The sequence below is a fragment of the Winogradskya humida genome (assembly GCF_016862215.1).
Lineage (GTDB): Bacteria > Actinomycetota > Actinomycetes > Mycobacteriales > Micromonosporaceae > Actinoplanes > Actinoplanes humidus.
Window position 1 is genome coordinate 1 of the sequence record NZ_BOMN01000031.1, and the last position, 17,536, is coordinate 17,536.

The window sequence follows — 17,536 nt, forward strand, 5'->3', positions numbered from 1 at the left end:
CACGCGGGTGGCCCGCGAGGTGGGCACCGAGGGCAAGCTCGGCGGTCAGGCGCAGGTGCGCGGGGTCGCGGGCACGTGGCGCGACCTCACCGACAACGTGAACTCGATGGCGTCCAACCTGACGGCCCAGGTCCGCAACATCGCCCAGGTCTCCACCGCCGTCGCCCGGGGTGACCTGTCGCAGAAGATCACCGTCGACGCCCAGGGCGAGATCCTCGAGCTGAAGATGACCGTGAACACGATGGTCGACCAGCTGTCGTCGTTCGCCGACGAGGTCACGCGGGTGGCCCGCGAGGTGGGCTCGGAGGGCAAGCTCGGCGGTCAGGCGCAGGTGCGCGGCGTGGCCGGCACGTGGCGCGACCTCACCGACAACGTGAACTACATGGCGTCCAACCTGACTGCCCAGGTCCGCAACATCGCCTCGGTGACCACGGCAGTGGCCAAGGGCGACATGTCGCAGAAGATCACCGTCGACGCGCGCGGCGAGATCCTGGAGCTCAAGGACACCGTCAACACGATGGTCGACCAGCTCTCGTCGTTCGCCACCGAGGTCACCCGGGTCGGCCGCGAGGTCGGCATCGAGGGCAAGCTCGGCGGTCAGGCCGAGGTCAAGGGCGTCTCCGGCATCTGGCGCGAGACCACGGACAACGTCAACCAGCTCGCCTCCACACTCACCACCCAGCTGCGCGCGATCGCCGAGGTGTCCACCGCGGTGGCCCGGGGTGACCTGACCCAGAGCATCGCGGTCAAGGCGCAGGGCGAGGTCGCCGAGCTGAAGGACAACATCAACCAGATGATCGTGGCGTTGCGGGAGACCACCACCGCCAACGCCGAGCAGGGCTGGCTCGACTCAAACCTGGCCCGTATCGGCGGTCTGCTGCAGGGCCAGCGGGATCTCGGCGAGGTCTGCCGCATGATCATGACCGAGGTGACGCCGCTGGTGTACGCCCAGCTCGGCGCGTTCTTCCTGGTCGACAACGAGGAAGCGGTGATGCGGCTGCGACTGGCCGCGTCCTACGGATACGTCGCCCGCAACCACGAGGTGACGTTCGGCCCCGGCGAGGGTCTCGTGGGTCAGGCCGCCGTCTCGCGCCGCACGATCCGGGTGCGCGCGACACATGACGGCGTGCTGACCATGCGCTCCGGCCTGATGTCGATGCCGCCGAACGACCTGGTCGTGCTGCCGGTGCTGTTCGAGGGCGAGATGCTCGGCGTGATCGAGTTCGCGTCGGTCGCCACGTTCTCCGGGCTGCACCTGACGTTCCTCGAGCGGCTGGTCGCGACGATCGGGATCGCGCTCAACACGATCCAGGCCAACAGGCGTACCGAAGAATTGCTCTCGCAGTCGCAGAGACTGGCCCGCGAGATGCAGGACCAGTCCGCTGAGCTGCAGCGCACCAACGCCGAGCTCGAGGACAAGGCCCAGCTGCTCAGCGAGCAGAAGGGCAACATCGAGACCAAGAACCGCGAGATCGAGCTGGCCCGCCTCGGTCTGGAGGAGAAGGCGCAGCAGTTGTCCCGCGCCTCGGCCTACAAGACCGAGTTCCTGGCCAACATGAGTCACGAGCTGCGTACGCCGCTCAACTCGCTGTTGCTGCTGGCCCGCCTGCTCGCGGACAACTCGGAGCGCAACCTGACCGAGAAGCAGATCGAGTTCGCCCGCACGATCCACAGCGCCGGCTCGGACCTGCTCTCGCTGATCGACGACATCCTCGACCTCAGCAAGATCGAGGCGGGCCGGATGGACGTCGAGCCGGACCAGGTCGACTTCGACGGCGTACGCAGCTATGTCGAGCAGGCGTTCTCCCCGCAGGCCGACGAGAAGGACCTGGAATTCCGGGTGGAGGTCTCGCCCGAACTGCCCGACTCGATCGTGACCGACGAGCAACGGCTCCAGCAGATCCTGCGCAACCTGCTCTCCAACGCGGTCAAGTTCACCGACAGCGGCTCGGTGACGCTGAGCATCTACCCGGCGCCGGAGGACAGCTACTTCGACATCCCGGCGCTGGCGGCGGCCGATCAGGTGGTGGCGTTCGCGGTCACCGACACCGGCATCGGCATCTCCGACGAGAAACTCAGCCTGATCTTCGAGGCCTTCCAGCAGGCCGACGGCACGACCAGCCGCAAGTACGGCGGCACCGGCCTGGGCCTGTCGATCAGCCGGGAATTCGCGGCGTTGCTCGGCGGCACGATCGTGGTGTCGTCCGCGCCGGGCGAGGGCTCGACGTTCACGCTCTACATGCCGGACTACCCGGTGCCCGACTCGATCCCGAAGCCGCTCATGCCCGGCCTCTCGGGGCTGCCGCAGCTGCTGCCGCCCGTGGAGACCCCGGTGTCACCGCGGCCGGCGTCGTTCAACTCGCTGGACTTCCCGCTGATCACCGATCAGCTCGAGCCCGAGCCGGTGCCCCCGTCGACCCAGGCTTCCCGGCAGCTCGACGGCGCCACGGTGCTCATCGTCGACGACGACGTGCGCAACGTGTTCGCCCTGACCAGCGCCCTGGAGATGCACGGGCTGAACGTTCTCTACTCCGACAACGGGGTCGACGGCGTACGCCTGCTGGCCGAGCATCCCGAGGTCGACATCGTACTGATGGACGCGATGATGCCCGACCAGGACGGCTACGAGACGACCCGGGGAATCCGCCGCAATCAGCGCTTTCAGGATCTGCCGGTAGTGTTCCTGACAGCCAAGGCGATGCCTGGTGACCGTGAGTCAGCATTGGCGGCGGGGGCGAGCGACTACATCACCAAGCCCGTCGACCTGGACCAGCTCATCGAGCTCATGGCCCGCTGGGTGAACGCCGCAGAGAGCAGTGGGGAGTGAGTGTGGCCGAGCGAGCCAAGGCGCTGCTGGTCGACGACCGGCGTGACAATCTGCTCGCGCTGGAAGCGATCCTGCAGGGCCTCCCGGTGCAGGCCGTGGCGGTGGAGAGCGGCGAAGCAGCCCTGAAACAGCTGCTCACCGACGACTTCGCGGTCATCCTGCTGGACGCGCAGATGCCCAACATGGACGGTTTCGAGACAGCCGCCCACATCAAGCGCCGCGAGCGCACCCGCCACGTCCCGATCCTCTTCCTCACCGCGGCCGACCGTGACGCCCAGCTCGCCCTCCGCGGTTATGCGGTCGGCGCGGTCGACTACCTGACCAAGCCCTTCGACCCGTGGGTGCTGCGCGCGAAGGTCTCCATCTTCGTCGAGCTCTGGACCAAGACCCAGCAGCTCAAGGCCCAGGCCGAGGTCACCCGCGAACGAGACAACCAGTGGGAACGCCTCACCGAGCTCGTCGACGAGGCCACCCGCACGCTGCGCGCCGGCGGCGAGGACGCTTCCGTCGAGGCCCTGGAGCTGCTGGAGAAGGCCCGCTGGGGCACCTGATCAGGGAATCAGCATGATCCGGCCGGGGTGCGCCCTGCTCTCGAGCAGACGATGCGCCTCGGCCGCTTCGCTCAGCGGCAACGTCACGGCCGGTCCGGCCCGCAGCTGCCCCGTCGCGAGCAGCCCGGCCAGCTCGGTCATCTCGGCCCGCGCCTGTTCCGGCCGCGCCGCCCGCCAGGCGAGCAGCGAAAATCCGATCAAAGATCTGAGAGCGAAGAAATCGGTCACTGGCACGTCTATCAGGTCACCCGAGGCGGCCCCATAAGTGACAATTCGACCGTACGCCCGGAGCACCCCGAAACTACGCCGGAGCACATCCCCGCCGGCGGCGTCGAGGACAACGTCCACACCGCCCGGCGCGGCCTCGGCAACCCGATCGGGCCAGTCCGCAGCGGTGTAATCGATCGCGACATCAGCGTCGACCTTCTCCGGGGTGCTTGAAGTCCCGATCACCAGCCCTGCACCCGCCATCCGCGCGAGCTGCACCGCCAGCTGCCCGATCCCGCCGGCCGCCGAGTGCACCAGCACCGTCTCGCCCGCCGCGACCGCTCCGGACCGCAGCGCCCGTAACGCGACCGGCGCCGAGGTCGGCACCATGCTCGCTGCGACGACGTCCATGTCGTCCGGCACCTGCGTGATCCACTGCGCGTCGACGACCACGTAGTCCGCGTAGGCATCCTCGGAGAGCGCCACAACCCGGCACCCGAACAGGTCTTCGTCGCCTTTGTCCACTATGCCCACCACGTCACCGGTGAGCTTGCCGGGCAGTGGCCGCTCGAAGATCGCACCGCTGGACGGCCCGCGCCGGAACCTCGTGTCGACAAAATTCGCCCCGATCGCCTGCACCCGGATGCGTACCTGACCTGCTCCGGGCTCGGGGATCTCCGCCTTCTCGACGGTGAGAACGCCCGGGTCGCCGTACTCGTAGAACCGCACTCTCCGCATCTCCCGACCTTACTGGACCGTCGGTCCAGTTAGCCAGGGGCAAGAATGGGTCCGTGACGCGTGCCGACGCCCTGCGCAACCGAAGCGCGATCCTGCTTGCCACCGAGGAGCTGCTGACCCGCCTGCGCCCCGAGCAGATCTCGATGGAACGGGTCGCCGCGGCGGCGGGGGTGGGCAAAGGGACCGTCTTCCACCGCTTCGGCTCCCGGATGGGCCTGATGATCGCGCTCATGCAGGAGCGAGCCATGGCCCTGGGCGAGTCCGTGAGCAGCGGTCCGCCCCCGCTCGGCCCCGGCGCCGAGCCCGAGGAGCGGTTGCTCGCCTTCCTCGACGCCGTGGTCGCCGTGGTCGCCCGCAACAAAGGCCTGCTCGCGGCGCTCGGCCACGCGGTCACCACCGCGCACCGGCTGGACCCGGACGACCGCGAGGCCCACCCGGTCTACGGTTTCTGGCACGCCCACATCGCCGGCCTGCTCACCGAGTCGCGCCCCGGCCTGGACACCGCGCTCATCGCCGATCTGCTGCTCGCGCCGCTGTCCAGCGACGCGATCCTCACCATGCTGGAACGAGGTGAATCCGAGCGGGTCGCCGCAGGTCTGCGCGTTACCGCAACGGCACTCTTAAGCGGTGGAGGAGATCATCAGGGCTGAGCGCAGGCCGGTGATGTCGAGCACGCGCAGGAGGAAGTCGCCGACGTTGGTCAGGGCGAGGACCGCGCGGGCGTGCTGGGCCTTACGGCTCAGGACGACGAGGGTGCCCAGGCCCTGCGAGTCACAGAAAGTGACCCCCGACATGTCGAGGATGATCCGGGACGGGGGTTCCGCCAGGATCTCGTTGACCATTGCCGAGAGCTTGGTCACGGTGAGCACGTCGATTTCCCCGGCGAGGTGAAAGACAGCCTCGTCGGGAGCACTCTCAACCGTGATGGACAGCTCCGGTCGCTCCACCACATCACCCTATCGCGAGCCGGGTGATCCGGCCTGCTGGGCGCGATGAGGCCGGTGTTGACTAGAGGGCATTGACCGTGACCTAGCCAACCCGTGGCGGGGGCTGACGGGACGCGCCCGTACCGGCGCTGACAGAATGAGAGGCGCTGTGACCACCTCATACCGCACCGAGGGCACGCCTTATCCGCAGGATGCTCCGGTTTCCCAGGCCCTGTTCGACCGCGCCAAGGTCATCATTCCCGGCGGGGTCAATTCACCCGTGCGTGCCTTCCACGCCGTGGGTGGCACGCCCCGGTTCATGACCGAGGGCTCCGGAGCGTGGCTCCTGGACGCCGACGGGCGGCGTTATGTCGACCTGGTCTGCTCCTGGGGGCCGATGATCCACGGCCAGGCACATCCCGAGATCATCGCTGCGGTCCAGGCCGCGGCGGCTCGCGGCACCAGTTTTGGCACGCCCACCGCGGGCGAGGTCGACCTGGCCGAGGAGATCGTCCGGCGGACCCCCGTCGAGCAGGTCCGCCTGGTCAACTCGGGAACCGAGGCGACGATGACCGCGATCCGGCTGGCCCGGGGCTTCACCGGCCGCTCGAAGATCGTGAAGTTCGCCGGCTGTTACCACGGTCACGTCGACGCCCTGCTCGCCTCGGCGGGCTCCGGGGTCGCCACGCTGGGGCTGCCCGATTCGCCCGGCGTGACCGGCGCGGCGGCCAGCGAGACCATCGTGGTGCCGTACAACGACATCGGTGCCGTCGAGCGGGTCTTCGCGGAGCAGGACGACATCGCCGCGATCATCACCGAGGCCGCCGCCGGGAACATGGGCGTCGTCGCCCCGCGGGAGGGCTTCAACCAGCGTCTCGCCGAGATCGCGCATGCCAACGGTGCCCTGCTCATCGTCGACGAGGTCATGACCGGTTTCCGGGTGTCCGCGGGCGGCTGGGCGGGGCTGGAGCCGGTCGATGCCGACCTGTTCACGTACGGCAAGGTCATGGGTGGTGGCCTGCCCGCCGCGGCCTTCGGTGGCCGCACGGAGATCATGTCCCGGCTGGCCCCGGCCGGTCCGGTCTACCAGGCCGGCACGCTCTCGGGTAACCCGCTCGCCTGCGCCGCCGGGCTGGCCAGCCTGCGCCTCGCCGACGATGCCGCCTACAAGCGTCTCGACGAGCTGTCGGCGACCATCGGCGCGCTCGCGTCCGCCGAGCTGACCACCGCGGGCGTCGCGCACCGGCTGTCCTTCGCCGGCAACATGTTCTCGATCTTCTTCACCGAGGTCGACGTGGTGGACTACGACTCCGCGAAGACCCAGGACGCCGGGGCGTTCAAAGCGTTCTTCCACGAAATGCTCAGCCGGGGCGTATATCTTCCGCCGAGCGCTTTCGAGTCGTGGTTCGTGTCGACGGCGCTGGACGACGCCGCCATGGAGACGATCGGTGCCGCCCTGCCGTTCGCGGCTCGGGCGGCGGCTGCTGCGGGGAGTAAGGCAAAAGCATGAGCGACTGCACCGAGCCTCACTTGCCGGCGGCAAGCAACGGCCTGGACGGCGAGGGCCACGAGGGCATGCCAGGAGACACAGCATGAGCGACGAAGAGCCGACCAAGACCACTGTGCACGTGCTGCGGCATGGCGAGGTGTTCAACCCGAGCAAGATTTTGTACGGCCGCCTGCCCGACTTCCACCTCTCGGAGCTCGGCCGCCAGATGGCCGTGGCCGCCTCGGACTCGCTCGCCGGCCGCGACGTCACGCACGTGGTGGCCAGCCCGCTGGAGCGCGCGCAGGAGACGGCCGAGCCGTTCGCCGCGCAGTTCAAGCTGGAGACGGCGACGGACGTGCGGCTGATCGAGAGCGCCAACTTCTTCGAGGGCAAGCGGGTGGCGGTCGGTGACGGCGCGTTCGGCAACCCGCGCAACTGGTGGGTGCTGCGCGACCCGATCACCCCGAGCTGGGGCGAGCCCTACCTGGTCATCGCCCAGCGGATGTTCGCCGCGCTGCAGGCCGCGCGGGTCGCCGCCGAGGGCCACGAAGCGGTCTGCGTCTCGCACCAGCTGCCGATCTGGACGCTGCGCCGCTACGTCGAGAAGAAGCGCCTCTGGCACGACCCCCGCAAGCGTCAGTGCGGGCTCGCGAGCCTCACCTCGTTCCGTTTCGAAGGCGCCAAGATCGTCGGAGTCGACTACTCCGAGCCTGCTGCTGCACTGGTGGCCATGTCGCCCGGCGCCCGGACGGCCAAGGGGGCATGACGGAGTGCACGAAGCGCAGCGAGGGCCGCGACGGCATGCCGAAGGCAAGCAGGGCATGACCGTGCGCCGGCTCGCCGCAGTCCTGGTCACCGCCGTTGTCGCGGCTGGTGCGCTGACCGGTTGTGGCGGCAAGAGCTGGGAGAAGGACTGCACGACCAGCAAGGACGGCGTCATCGAGTGCACGCCCGAGCAGCGTCCCCAGGCCCGCGAGGTGACCGGGGAGCTGCTCGACGGCGGCACCTATGACGTCGCCACCGACCGGGGCAAAGTCGTCGTGGTCAACTTCTGGGGTTCGTGGTGCAACCCGTGCCGGGCCGAGGCGGACGATCTCGAGCAGACCTATCAGGCCACCAAGGCACAGAACGTCACGTTCATCGGGGTCAACTCGCGCGACGACCGCGATTCCGCGAAGGCGTTCGAGAAGGGCCGGGTCACGTACCCGAGCATCTACGACCCCAACGGCAACGTCGCGCTGAAGTTCGACGTGACGCAGGTCAGCACGCCGGCCACGCTGATCCTCGACCGGCAGGGCCGGATCGCCGCCGCGATCCGCAAGTCCACCACGATCGCCCAGCTGAAGCCGGTCGTCGAGCGGATCGCCGCCGAGGGGACCGGCTGATGGGTGAGACCTTCCACGACATCGCGTTCAGCGGTCCGCTGCTGCTCGCAGTCCTGGTCAGCGCCGCCGCCGGGCTGGTCAGCTTCCTCTCGCCCTGCGTGCTGCCGCTGATGCCCGGCTACCTGTCGTACGTGACCGGGCTGGCCGGCTCCGACCTTGACGACAAAGCCCCCGACAGCGGTGGCGGTGTCGCCGTTCTGGAGCGCACCAGGACCAAGAGCAGAATTCTCGCGGGTACGAGCCTGTTCGTGCTCGGCTTCGCGGTGGTGTTCACGCTCATCGCGACGCTGGTGGCCGGGGTCGGCACGACGATGCTGACCCACAAGCGGGCCCTCGACATCGTGCTCGGCGTGATCGTCATCGTGCTGGGCCTGGCCTACCTCGGCGTGGTCCCCGGCATGCAGCGCGAGTTCCGGATCGCCAAACTGCCCAGCGTCGGGCTGGCCGGGGCGCCGGTCCTGGGCGCGCTCTTCGCGTTGTCCTGGATGCCGTGCACGGGCCCGACCCTCGGCGCGGTGCTGACGCTGGCCACGCGCGAGGGGTCGACCGGACGTGCGGTGGTGCTCGCGCTGGCCTACAGCCTCGGGCTCGGGATCCCGTTCGTGCTGTTCGGGCTCTTCTTCCGCCGGCTGCTCGGGGTCTTCAAGGCGATCCGGCGCAACAGCCGCTGGGTCACCCGCGTCGGCGGCGGGCTGCTCATCCTGGTCGGCGTCGCGCTGGTCACCGGCGGCTGGAACAGCTTCCTGATCTGGCTGCTCACGACGTTCAACTTCGACGCGGGGACCCTGCTGTGACCGTTGTCGAGGAACGCCCTGTGCCCGCCGCGCCACCGCCGCCGCGCAAGCCCCACTTCGCGTGGAGCCTGCTGCGCAATTCGTGGCGACAGCTGACGAGTATGCGTACGGCGCTGGTGCTGCTGTTCCTGCTCGCCGTCGCCGCGATCCCCGGCTCGGTGCTGCCCCAGCGCGCGGTGTCGCCGGAGAAGGTCACGGCCTACTACACCCAGCACCCCGATCTGGCCCCGAAACTGGAGCAGATCGGTGGCTTCGCTGTCTACGCGTCGCCGTGGTTCGCCGCGATCTACCTGCTGCTGTTCACGTCGCTGGTGGGTTGCGTGGTGCCGCGGTTGCGTGACCATTTTCGCGCGCTCCGTACCGTACCCCCGGATGCTCCTAAGCGGCTTGAGCGGCTGCCACAGCATGCCGCCGTCGAGGAGCGGGCCGACGACCCTGCCGATGCGGCGCAGGCCGCGGCCTCTGAGCTGCGCAAACGTCGTTTCCGGACCAAGGTCCGCGAGCGTGGGGACGGCACCTGGACGGTCTCCGCCGAGAAGGGCTTTCTCAAGGAGACCGGCAACCTGTTCTTCCACTTCGCGCTGCTCACGGTGCTGATCGGGGTCGGATTCGGGCACTGGTACGGCTGGCACGGCAACCGGATCCTCGTCGAGGGCAACGACCAGGGCTTCTGTAACTCGGTCACGCAGTACGACGAGTCCTCGCTCGGCCCCCGGGTCGACGCCGCCGACCTGCCGTTCTTCTGCCTGCGGCTGACCGACTTCCAGGCGGCGTACCAGACCACCGGCCAGCCGAAGAGCTTCGACGCCGACGTCGAGGTGCAGACGAAGCAGGACGGCCCGTGGAAGGCCCGGCACTTCACGGTCAACAACCCGCTGCGGTTGTCGCAGGCCAACGTGCACCTGCTCGGTCACGGGTACGCCGTCGAGCTGCGCTACACCGACCGCTTCGGCGCCCAGCAGACCAAGGTCGTGCCGTTCCTGCCCACCGACGGGCTGTTCACCAGCTCGGGTGTCGGGTCGTTCCCGGACGTCAACATCGATCCGAAGACGAACAAGCGTGACGTCAACCTGCAGGTCGGCTTCGAAGGCGTGTTCGTGCCGACGGTCGACCCGGCCGGCGGCGCCACCTCGGTCTTCCCGGCGGAGAACAACCCCGCGCTCTTCCTCACCGCCTACCGCGGTGACCTGGGCGTCGAGGTCGGCAACCCCGGCTCGGTGTACTCGCTCGACCAGGGCCAGATCGCCAACGGCGAGCTCAAGAAGGTCAGCGGCGACCGTCCGCAGCGCCTGACGCCGGGCCAGTCATGGACGCTCGACGACGGCACCAAGGTCGAGTTCCTGGCCACCCGCCCGTTCGCGACGCTCGCCGTCCGCTACGACCCCACCGCGACGCTGGTGCTCGCCGGCGCGGTCGTCGGGCTGCTCGGCCTGATGCTGTCGCTGGGCGGGCACCGTCGCAGGTTGTGGTTCCGGATTTCGCCTCGGGACGGGTCCGGTAGTTTGATGGAGGCCGGCGGCCTGCCCCGCACCGACTACCCGGGCTTCGCTGAGGAGTTCGGCCAGATCGTGGGGGCCGCTCGCGGTCCGGATGGAGGGACGCCCTGATGGCGGAGTTGTCCAATCAGTTGATGGCCGTCACGGTGCTGTCCTACCTGGCAGCGATGGTCCTTTACGCCGCCGAGTATGCGTTCGGCAACAAGAGCCACATCGGTCGTGCTGCCCAGCGGCCGGCCCGGCAGCTGGTGGGTGCCGGGGCGCCGGTGCCTCTTGATGATCCACTTCCGGCTGCGGAAGAGCCTGCGCCCAAGCGCGACCGTGGCGTCCTGCTCGGACGGATCGCGGTCGGCTTCAACTGGCTGGCGTTCGCGCTGCACCTCGGCACGGTGGTCACCCGCGGCATCGCGGCGGACCGCATGCCCTGGGGCAACATGTACGAGTTCACGCTGACCGTCACCCTGGTCGGCTCGGCCGTGTGGCTCGGTGTGCTGACCCGCAAGCCGGAGCTGCGCCACCTCGGGCTCTTCGCGGCGCTCGCGCTGGTCATGCTGCTCGGCGCCGACGGCCTCATCGCGTACGCGCCGGTCGGGCCGCTCGTGCCCGCGCTCAACTCGTACTGGTTCATCATCCACGTCTCGACCATCATCCTGGCCAGCGGCATCTTCCTGATCGGTGCCGTGCCGGCCGCGATGTTCCTGGTCCGGGCCGGCTACGACGAGGGTAAGCGCCGCTTCCCCTACTCGCTCGGCGCCAAGGTCCCCGAGGCCGCGCTGCTCGAGCGGCTGACCTTCCGCCTGCACGCCTTCGCGTTCCCGCTGTTCACCTTTGGCGCGCTGATCGCCGGTCCGATCTGGGCCGAGGCGTCCTGGGGCCGCTACTGGGGCTGGGACCCCAAGGAGGTCTGGGCGTTCATCTCCTGGATCGTCTACGCCAGCTACCTGCACGCCCGCGCGACCCCGAGCGTCAAGCGCACCGTCGCCACCTGGATCGCGATCCTGGGCTTCGCGACGATGCTGATGAACCTCTTCGGCGTCAATCTGTTCTTCTCGGGCCTGCACTCGTACGCCAACGCGGGCGGCTAATCAGCAGGTCGTTCGCAGTCGCCGGCGCTCCAGGTGTCGAACTGGGTCACCCAGTCCAGGCAGAAGTCGTCGGAGCGCCGGGTGCTGCCACCGGTGACGGTGTCCACGTCCGAACGCCAGTAGCGGATCCCGCCGTCGTCCGGGTCGCGGAGCTTCACGTTGTCGACCTCAGCCCGGGGGACCCGCAGACTGGTCGGCTTATCATCGTCGACGTGCACCTCGACGTACTGCTCGACGTACGCGCTGGAGCCGATCGGCAGTTTCTGGGTGGTCAGCAGGTTCCAGGTGTCGTTCCACCAGAGCCAGGCCTGCCAGACGTTGTTGCCGTCGGTGTGCACGTCGATCCAGATGCGGCTGCCCGACTTCAGCTTGTACTGGTCGTAGAACTGCCAGGTGTTCGTGTTCGTGTTGAACGTGTAGATGCGCTGCCGGCCCTTGCCGGACCAGCCCGTCTCCGCCCAGCCGGCCTCCAGCCAGGCGAGCTTGCCACCGCCGAGGTCGCGCTTGACGAGGAAGCGGCTGGCGAGGAAGTCGTACGTGCCGGGCCGGACGGCGCCGTTGACGACCTGCATCCGGCCGTACACCCCACGCCAGACGCCGGCCGTGCCCGCACCGAGATGGTGGTAACCCGCCGTTGTCCTCGCCCCCGCCGCCCGGCTCATCCGCCCGAGCTCGACCCGCGGCGGGGTGGCCTGGCACGCCTTCGGTGCCCTGGTGCTGGGCGCGCTGGCCGGCGCCCTGGTCGACGCGGTGCCGGTCTTGCACGTCGGTAGTTTCTTGGGGGCGGCCGTCGCCGGGACCGTGACTCCCAGGGCCGCGACGAGGCCCGTGAGGGCGCACCATCGCGCCAGAGAACGGAACTTCACGTCGTCCACCTCGCCCTCCCGTGGCTTTTGAAACCAAACCCTTAGCTCAACGGGGAAGGCGATCTTCGGGTGACGGCCGGAAGTGCGACGTACGTCTACCCCGCCTGACGGTCCCGCGGCGCGCGCGGGTGGAAGACTGGGGGACATGGCTGCTCCGTTTCACGATCTGCAGAGCTTCATCTCGGCCCTGGAAGCGGCCGGCGAGCTGCGCCGGGTGAAGGTGCCGGTGGATCCCACGCTGGAGATCAGCGAGATCGTGACGCGCACGGTCCGGGCCGGCGGCCCCGCCCTGCTCTTCGAGCGTCCCACCCGTGGTGACATGCCGCTGGTCATCAACCTTTTCGGCACCGAGAAGCGGATGGCGATGGCGCTCGGCGTCGACTCGCTCGACGACGTCGGCGACCGGATCGGCTCGCTGATCAAACCGGAGCTGCCGGTCGGCTGGTCCGGCATCCGCGAGGGCCTCGGCAAGGTCCTGCAGCTCAAGTCGCTGCCGCCGAAGAAGGTCAAGGGCGCGCCCTGCCAGGAGGTCGTGCTCAAGGGCGACGAGGTCGACCTCGACCTGCTGCCCGGCCTGCAGGTGTGGCCCGGCGACGGCGGCATCTTCCACAACTTCGGGCTGACCCACACCAAGCACCCCGAGACCGGCAAGCGCAACCTCGGCCTCTACCGGCTGCAGCAGCACTCGAAGAACACGCTGGGCATGCACTGGCAGATCCACAAGGATTCCACCGCGCACCACGCGGTCGCCGAGCGGCTCGGGCAGCGGCTGCCCGTGGCCATCGCGATCGGCTGCGACCCGGTGGTCACCTATTCGGCCAGCGCCCCGCTGCCCGGCGACATCGACGAATACCTGTTCGCCGGGTTCCTGCGCGGCGAGCGGGTCGAGATGGTCGACTGCCTGACCGTGCCGCTGCAGGTCCCCGCCGAGGCGCAGATCGTGCTGGAGGGCTACCTCGAGCCGGGGGAGCGGGCGCCCGAGGGGCCGTTCGGCGACCACACCGGCTTCTACACTCCGGTCGAGCCCTTCCCGGTGCTGCACATCGAGTGCATGACCATGCGCAAGAAGCCGATCTACCACTCGATCGTCACGTCGAAGCCGCCGCAGGAGGACCACGGCCTGGGCAAGGCGACCGAGCGGATCTTCCTGCCGCTGCTGCGCATGATGATCCCGGACATCGCCGACTACGACATGCCCGCCGCCGGTGTCTTCCACAACTGCGTGATCGTGTCGATCCGCAAGCGCTACCCGAAGCACGCCCAGAAGGTCATGAACGCGATCTGGGGCGCGCACCTGATGTCGCTCTCCAAGCTGATCGTGGTGGTCGACGAGGACTGCGACGTCCACGACTACAACGAGGTCGCGTTCCGGGCCTTCGGCAACGTCGACTACGACCGTGACCTCATGGTCACCCAGGGGCCGGTCGATCATCTGGATCACGCTTCCTACCAGCAGTTCTGGGGCGGTAAGGCGGGGCTCGACGCCACCCGTAAGCTGCCCGGTGAAGGGTATTCACGCGGGTGGCCGGAGGAGATGACCATGGCGCCCGAGGTGACCGCCCTGGTGGACAAGCGCTGGAAGGAATACGGCATATGACGGCGGTGGCCTCCGCGCCCGAGAAACCGGGCAAGATCAAGGCGTTCCTGCGGCTCGTCGCGATCGAGCACTCGGTCTTCGCCCTGCCGTTCGCCTATCTCTCCGCGCTGGTCGCCATGGACCGCGCGGCGACCGGGGTGCACTGGCTCGATCTGCTGCTGGTCACGATCGCCATGGTCTCCGGGCGCACGTTCGCCATGGCCGCCAATCGGATCCTCGACCGCAAGATCGATGCGCAGAATCCGCGTACGCGCAATCGTGAGCTGGTCACCGGGGCCGTGAGCGTGCGGACGGCCTGGACCGGCGCCGTGGTCTCCCTGGTGGTGCTGTTCCTCGCCGCGGGCCTGCTCAACTGGCTCTGCCTGGTGCTGTCACCGCTCGCCGTGATCCCGCTGATCGTCTACCCCTACGCGAAGCGCTTCACCAACTTCCCGCACTACGTGCTGGCGCTGGCGCAGGCCGTGGCGCCGGTCGGTGCGTGGCTGGCGATCACCGGCACGTTCGCCGGCTCGGGCCCCGCATGGCTGCTCGGTGTCGCGGTCGGCCTCTGGATCGGCGGCTTCGACATCATCTACGCCTGCCAGGACGTCGACATCGACCGGAAGATCGGCGTGCACTCCACCCCGGCCCGGTTCGGGGTCCGCACCGCCCTGCACATCTCCACGGTCACCCACGTGGTGACATTCGCGCTGTTCGTGTGGTTCGGCCAGCTCGTCGGGCTGAGCTGGCTCTGGTGGATCGGCCTTGCGCTCACCGCCGCCGCCTTCGTCTACCAGCACATCGTCGTCACGCCGAAGGACCTCTCGAAGGTCAACCGGGCGTTCTTCACCGCGAACGGCTTCGTCGGCATCGCGCTCTTCGTCTTCGCGCTCCTCGACCTGAGTTTGTTGTAACCCCCGGCACCACTTGCTCCGTCTAGTTGCTGTGAGCGACAAAGATACGGAGTTCAGAAACTTCGTCACCGCGCAGATGGAGCCGCTGCGCGGGCTTGCCTACCTCACGTGCGGTGACTGGCAGGCAGCCGAGGACGCGGTCCTCACGGTGCTCGCCAAGCTGTATGTGAAGTGGCGGCGCATCGACAATCCGGGCGCCTACGCGCGTACGGCCGTGGTGCGCGCTGCCATCGACGAGACCCGGCGTCCCTGGTGGCGGCGTGAGCACGCGCAGAGCGACGCCATGCCCGACCGGGCTCATCCCGTCGACGCCACCAGCTCGGTCGACGAACGGCTGCGGATCCGGGCAGCCCTGCAGAAGGTGCCGGCGCGCCTGCGTGCCGTGCTGACCCTGCGCTACCTCGAGGGGCTCAGCGTCCAGGAGACCGCCGAGGCCCTGGGCTGCCCCGAAGGAACCATCAAGAGCTACACCTCGCGCGGCCTCGAGGCCCTGCGCAACGTCCTCGGTGCCGAGGTCTTCGTCAACAAGGAGAACCATCGTGAAGCACGAGCTGTCTGACATGTTGCAGGATGCGAAGTCGGACGCGCCGGCCCCTCGCTACACGGTTGAGGACGCGCTGGCCGCCGGGCACAAGCGGCAGCGCCAGCGTCGCGCGCTCTGGGCGGTGTCGGGCTCCGCCGCTGTGGTGCTGGCCGTGGCCGGTGCTGCGGCCGTTCCCCAGCTGCTGCCCAGCCACGAAAAAGCTGCCCCCGCCGCCGCTCTGCCGCAAGCGGCTGCCGGCAAGCCGAGTCCTTTCGCATATCCGGCGAGCGACTTCACCGGAAACATCGAGAGCTACAAGGCTGGCACGCTGACCGTCTCGGACACCGTCCTGGTGACCCCCGGCTACCAGGTGGCCAACGTCATCGGCGAGGGCGAGGGTTCGAAGACTATCGACCTCAAGGGCAAGTCGCACTCGTCGCCCAACTGGGTCGGCAGCCTGGTCACGTATGCCAAGGGCGTCTTCGATCCGAAGGTCGCCGAGAAGGGCACCGCGCAGAAAGTCGGCTCACACTCCGGCTACTTCACGGCAGGCCAGAAGGAGGGTACGGACCCGAAGAAGGGCGCGGCGGTTTACTCCAAGACGACCCTGTCCTGGGAGTACGCCGACGATTCCTGGGCGGTCATCTCCGTCTTCGGTGGCGAGAAGCTCACCGCGGCCGATCTGGCCAAGCTCGGTGCCGGCCTGAACGCAGGCCCGGCGGAGCCCACGAAGGTCAACTTCAAGCTCGGTTACGTCCCCGCGGGCTACACGCTGTCGGCCGCCGGTCGCACCGACGACGGGCTCACCGCGCCGGTTCCGGGTAAGTCGTACCTGCGGCTGCTGAAGGGCGACTTCCCTTACAAGAACCTGACCGACACCGTCATCGACCCGTACGTCGTCGGCGACCAGCAGCTTCCGGTGCTCTCGTTCACCGTCTACCCGGCGTGGAACCAGAAGTACGAGGCTCCCGGCAAGACGCCGTACTGCCCGACGGACAGCATCTGCTACCGCTACACCGACGACGGCAAGTACTTCATCGAGGCCGGCGGTGGCGGCTTCGTGTCCGACGACGAGCTGCGCAAGATCCTGAGCAATGTGACCTTCGCCAACGTCGAGGACTCAGCCACCTGGTTCGACGCCACGTCGGCCGTCAGCTGACGTCAGCCATCGGCTGACAAACCTGAGGCATGCTTGAGGGCATGCGAACGCCATGGATCGTCGGTGTCTCAGGAGCTTCCGGTACGCCTTATGCCAAGGCCGTGCTGGGCGCGCTCCTGGACGCCGGCGAGTCCGTGGACCTCGTCATTTCCAAGGCCGCACGGCTGACCCTGCTCGACGAGACGGGTGCCAGCGTGCGGGACGCGCACTGGAAGGACGACGTCGGCGCCTGGCTCGGCCGTGACCTCGGATCCGCGGATCTGACCTACTGGCCGGCCAACGACCTCGCGGCCGGGCCGAGCAGCGGCTCCTATCCGGCCAAGGGCATGGCGGTGGTGCCCGCGAGCACGGCATCGTGTGCGGGCATCGCCATCGGGCTCTCGAAGGATCTGCTGCAACGCGCTGCCGAGGTCAACCTCAAGGAGCGCCGCCGCACGGTGGTCGTGCCGCGGGAGACACCCGTGACCCGGAGCCACCTGGAGCACCTGATCGCCCTGCATGACGCCGGGGCTGTGGTGCTACCGGCCTCGCCCGGCTTCTACGGCGCCGGGGCCGAGGCCACCGCTCAGCAGCTGATCGATTTCGTGGCGGGCAAAGTGCTCGACGCCCTCGACGTGCCGCACAGCCTCTCCGCGCGCTGGCGCGGAGAACTGAATGCTCAGCGCAGCCCGTTGGGTGGACCGTAACTGGAGCCCGGGTTGGCCGGGCCCGTGTTACGAGGCCGGTTGTTGGCGTCGTCCTCGCGCATCTCCTCGACGACGGCGGCACCCTCGCCCTCGAGCAGGGCTCGCACCTCCGACTCACGGAACCGGCGGTGGCCACCCGGAGTGCGGATGCTGCCGATGCGGCCCGCGGCCGCCCAACGCGTGACGGTCTTGGGGTCCACCCGGAACAGCGCGGCAACCTCCCCAGGCGTCAGCAGTCGATCTCCTGTGTCCACGGCCCTCTCCTCGCGTCGTGTTGGAGCGCCGGTGGTCACGGTGAGTGTCGGCTTGCTCGA

18 protein-coding genes are annotated in these 17,536 nt (G+C 68.6%); 14 read left to right on the forward strand and 4 right to left on the reverse strand.

The features are described from left to right. Nucleotides 1-2,827 (forward strand): hybrid sensor histidine kinase/response regulator (locus Ahu01nite_RS13250; RefSeq protein WP_203836791.1); only part of this gene is annotated, 2,827 nt, incomplete at its 5' end. 2 nt (nucleotides 2,828-2,829) lie between these two features. Next, the gene (locus Ahu01nite_RS13255; RefSeq protein WP_203836792.1) at nucleotides 2,830-3,378 is read left to right on the forward strand and encodes a response regulator; all 549 of its coding nucleotides are present in this window, start codon (nucleotides 2,830-2,832) and stop codon (nucleotides 3,376-3,378) included. Here the strand turns inward: Ahu01nite_RS13255 and Ahu01nite_RS13260 are convergent, their stop codons facing one another. Beyond that, nucleotides 3,379-4,323 (reverse strand): quinone oxidoreductase family protein, encoded by a 945-nt coding sequence (locus tag Ahu01nite_RS13260; RefSeq protein WP_203836793.1) that lies wholly within the window; start codon nucleotides 4,321-4,323, stop codon nucleotides 3,379-3,381. A 53-nt stretch (nucleotides 4,324-4,376) separates the two neighbouring features. Here Ahu01nite_RS13260 and Ahu01nite_RS13265 point away from each other — a divergent pair, with 53 nt between their 5' ends. Further along, nucleotides 4,377-4,973 carry a TetR/AcrR family transcriptional regulator gene (locus Ahu01nite_RS13265; protein ID WP_203836794.1) on the forward strand — a complete coding sequence of 199 codons (597 nt, stop codon included), beginning with the start codon at nucleotides 4,377-4,379 and terminating at the stop codon, nucleotides 4,971-4,973. On the opposite strand, the gene Ahu01nite_RS13270 is transcribed toward Ahu01nite_RS13265, so the two are convergent. Further along, on the reverse strand, nucleotides 4,944-5,270 hold the full coding sequence (locus Ahu01nite_RS13270) for an STAS domain-containing protein (protein WP_203836795.1): 327 nt from the start codon (nucleotides 5,268-5,270) through the stop codon (nucleotides 4,944-4,946). The genes Ahu01nite_RS13265 and Ahu01nite_RS13270 overlap by 30 nt on opposite strands. Before the next feature lie 136 nt (nucleotides 5,271-5,406). Here Ahu01nite_RS13270 and hemL point away from each other — a divergent pair, with 136 nt between their 5' ends. From hemL to ccsB, 6 genes are all read left to right on the forward strand, one after another. Further along, nucleotides 5,407-6,759 carry a glutamate-1-semialdehyde 2,1-aminomutase gene (hemL, locus tag Ahu01nite_RS13275; RefSeq protein ID WP_203836796.1) on the forward strand — a complete coding sequence of 451 codons (1,353 nt, stop codon included), beginning with the start codon at nucleotides 5,407-5,409 and terminating at the stop codon, nucleotides 6,757-6,759. 82 nt (nucleotides 6,760-6,841) lie between these two features. Next, on the forward strand, nucleotides 6,842-7,504 hold the full coding sequence (locus Ahu01nite_RS13280; RefSeq protein ID WP_203836797.1) for a histidine phosphatase family protein: 663 nt from the start codon (nucleotides 6,842-6,844) through the stop codon (nucleotides 7,502-7,504). A gap of 55 nt (nucleotides 7,505-7,559) precedes the next feature. Continuing rightward, complete coding sequence (locus tag Ahu01nite_RS13285; RefSeq protein WP_203836798.1) at nucleotides 7,560-8,123, forward strand: TlpA family protein disulfide reductase; 564 nt, start codon at nucleotides 7,560-7,562, stop codon at nucleotides 8,121-8,123. Further along, nucleotides 8,123-8,917, forward strand: coding sequence for a cytochrome c biogenesis CcdA family protein (locus tag Ahu01nite_RS13290; protein WP_203836799.1), 795 nt, complete (start codon nucleotides 8,123-8,125; stop codon nucleotides 8,915-8,917). Before Ahu01nite_RS13285 ends, Ahu01nite_RS13290 begins: the two co-directional genes overlap by 1 nt. Further along, complete coding sequence (gene resB, locus Ahu01nite_RS13295; RefSeq protein WP_203836800.1) at nucleotides 8,914-10,524, forward strand: cytochrome c biogenesis protein ResB; 1,611 nt, start codon at nucleotides 8,914-8,916, stop codon at nucleotides 10,522-10,524. Before Ahu01nite_RS13290 ends, resB begins: the two co-directional genes overlap by 4 nt. Next, the gene (gene ccsB / locus Ahu01nite_RS13300) at nucleotides 10,524-11,498 is read left to right on the forward strand and encodes a c-type cytochrome biogenesis protein CcsB (RefSeq protein ID WP_203836801.1); all 975 of its coding nucleotides are present in this window, start codon (nucleotides 10,524-10,526) and stop codon (nucleotides 11,496-11,498) included. Before resB ends, ccsB begins: the two co-directional genes overlap by 1 nt. On the opposite strand, the gene Ahu01nite_RS13305 is transcribed toward ccsB, so the two are convergent. After that, the gene (locus Ahu01nite_RS13305; protein WP_239158818.1) at nucleotides 11,495-12,364 is read right to left on the reverse strand and encodes a hypothetical protein; all 870 of its coding nucleotides are present in this window, start codon (nucleotides 12,362-12,364) and stop codon (nucleotides 11,495-11,497) included. The two genes, ccsB and Ahu01nite_RS13305, sit on opposite strands and share 4 nt — an antisense overlap. Nucleotides 12,365-12,509: 145 nt before the next feature. Here Ahu01nite_RS13305 and Ahu01nite_RS13310 point away from each other — a divergent pair, with 145 nt between their 5' ends. From Ahu01nite_RS13310 to Ahu01nite_RS13330, 5 genes are read left to right on the forward strand one after another with little or no spacing between them, the layout of a single operon-like run. Beyond that, nucleotides 12,510-13,961, forward strand: coding sequence for a menaquinone biosynthesis decarboxylase (locus tag Ahu01nite_RS13310; RefSeq protein WP_203836802.1), 1,452 nt, complete (start codon nucleotides 12,510-12,512; stop codon nucleotides 13,959-13,961). Beyond that, entirely contained in the window at nucleotides 13,958-14,854 is an 897-nt protein-coding gene (gene mqnP / locus Ahu01nite_RS13315; protein ID WP_203836803.1) for a menaquinone biosynthesis prenyltransferase MqnP, read from the forward strand. The genes Ahu01nite_RS13310 and mqnP overlap by 4 nt, the downstream gene beginning before the upstream one ends. A gap of 31 nt (nucleotides 14,855-14,885) precedes the next feature. Then, nucleotides 14,886-15,413 (forward strand): SigE family RNA polymerase sigma factor, encoded by a 528-nt coding sequence (locus tag Ahu01nite_RS13320; protein ID WP_203836804.1) that lies wholly within the window; start codon nucleotides 14,886-14,888, stop codon nucleotides 15,411-15,413. Next, a complete protein-coding gene (locus Ahu01nite_RS13325; protein ID WP_203836805.1) occupies nucleotides 15,394-16,536 on the forward strand; it encodes a hypothetical protein in 1,143 nt (380 codons plus the stop codon). The genes Ahu01nite_RS13320 and Ahu01nite_RS13325 overlap by 20 nt, the downstream gene beginning before the upstream one ends. A 41-nt stretch (nucleotides 16,537-16,577) precedes the next feature. Continuing rightward, nucleotides 16,578-17,222: a UbiX family flavin prenyltransferase gene (locus tag Ahu01nite_RS13330; RefSeq protein WP_203836806.1), complete on the forward strand. Its 645-nt coding sequence runs from the start codon at nucleotides 16,578-16,580 to the stop codon at nucleotides 17,220-17,222. Here the strand turns inward: Ahu01nite_RS13330 and Ahu01nite_RS13335 are convergent. Continuing rightward, nucleotides 17,195-17,476, reverse strand: coding sequence for a BldC family transcriptional regulator (locus tag Ahu01nite_RS13335; RefSeq protein WP_203836807.1), 282 nt, complete (start codon nucleotides 17,474-17,476; stop codon nucleotides 17,195-17,197). The two genes, Ahu01nite_RS13330 and Ahu01nite_RS13335, sit on opposite strands and share 28 nt — an antisense overlap. Between the last annotated feature and the right edge of the window lie 60 nt (nucleotides 17,477-17,536).

Bases quoted from the DNA above. Each gene is read 5' to 3' on its own strand.
- mqnP (WP_203836803.1), top strand. From the start codon at position 13,958: ATGACGGCGGTGGCCTCCGCGCCCGAGAAACCGGGCAAGATCAAGGCG.
- Ahu01nite_RS13280 (WP_203836797.1), top strand. From the start codon at position 6,842: ATGAGCGACGAAGAGCCGACCAAGACCACTGTGCACGTGCTGCGGCAT.
- Ahu01nite_RS13260 (WP_203836793.1), bottom strand. From the start codon at position 4,323: ATGCGGAGAGTGCGGTTCTACGAGTACGGCGACCCGGGCGTTCTCACC.
- hemL (WP_203836796.1), top strand. From the start codon at position 5,407: ATGAGAGGCGCTGTGACCACCTCATACCGCACCGAGGGCACGCCTTAT.
- Ahu01nite_RS13285 (WP_203836798.1), top strand. From the start codon at position 7,560: ATGACCGTGCGCCGGCTCGCCGCAGTCCTGGTCACCGCCGTTGTCGCG.
- Ahu01nite_RS13330 (WP_203836806.1), top strand. From the start codon at position 16,578: ATGCGAACGCCATGGATCGTCGGTGTCTCAGGAGCTTCCGGTACGCCT.
- ccsB (WP_203836801.1), top strand. From the start codon at position 10,524: ATGGCGGAGTTGTCCAATCAGTTGATGGCCGTCACGGTGCTGTCCTAC.
- Ahu01nite_RS13310 (WP_203836802.1), top strand. From the start codon at position 12,510: ATGGCTGCTCCGTTTCACGATCTGCAGAGCTTCATCTCGGCCCTGGAA.
- Ahu01nite_RS13290 (WP_203836799.1), top strand. From the start codon at position 8,123: ATGGGTGAGACCTTCCACGACATCGCGTTCAGCGGTCCGCTGCTGCTC.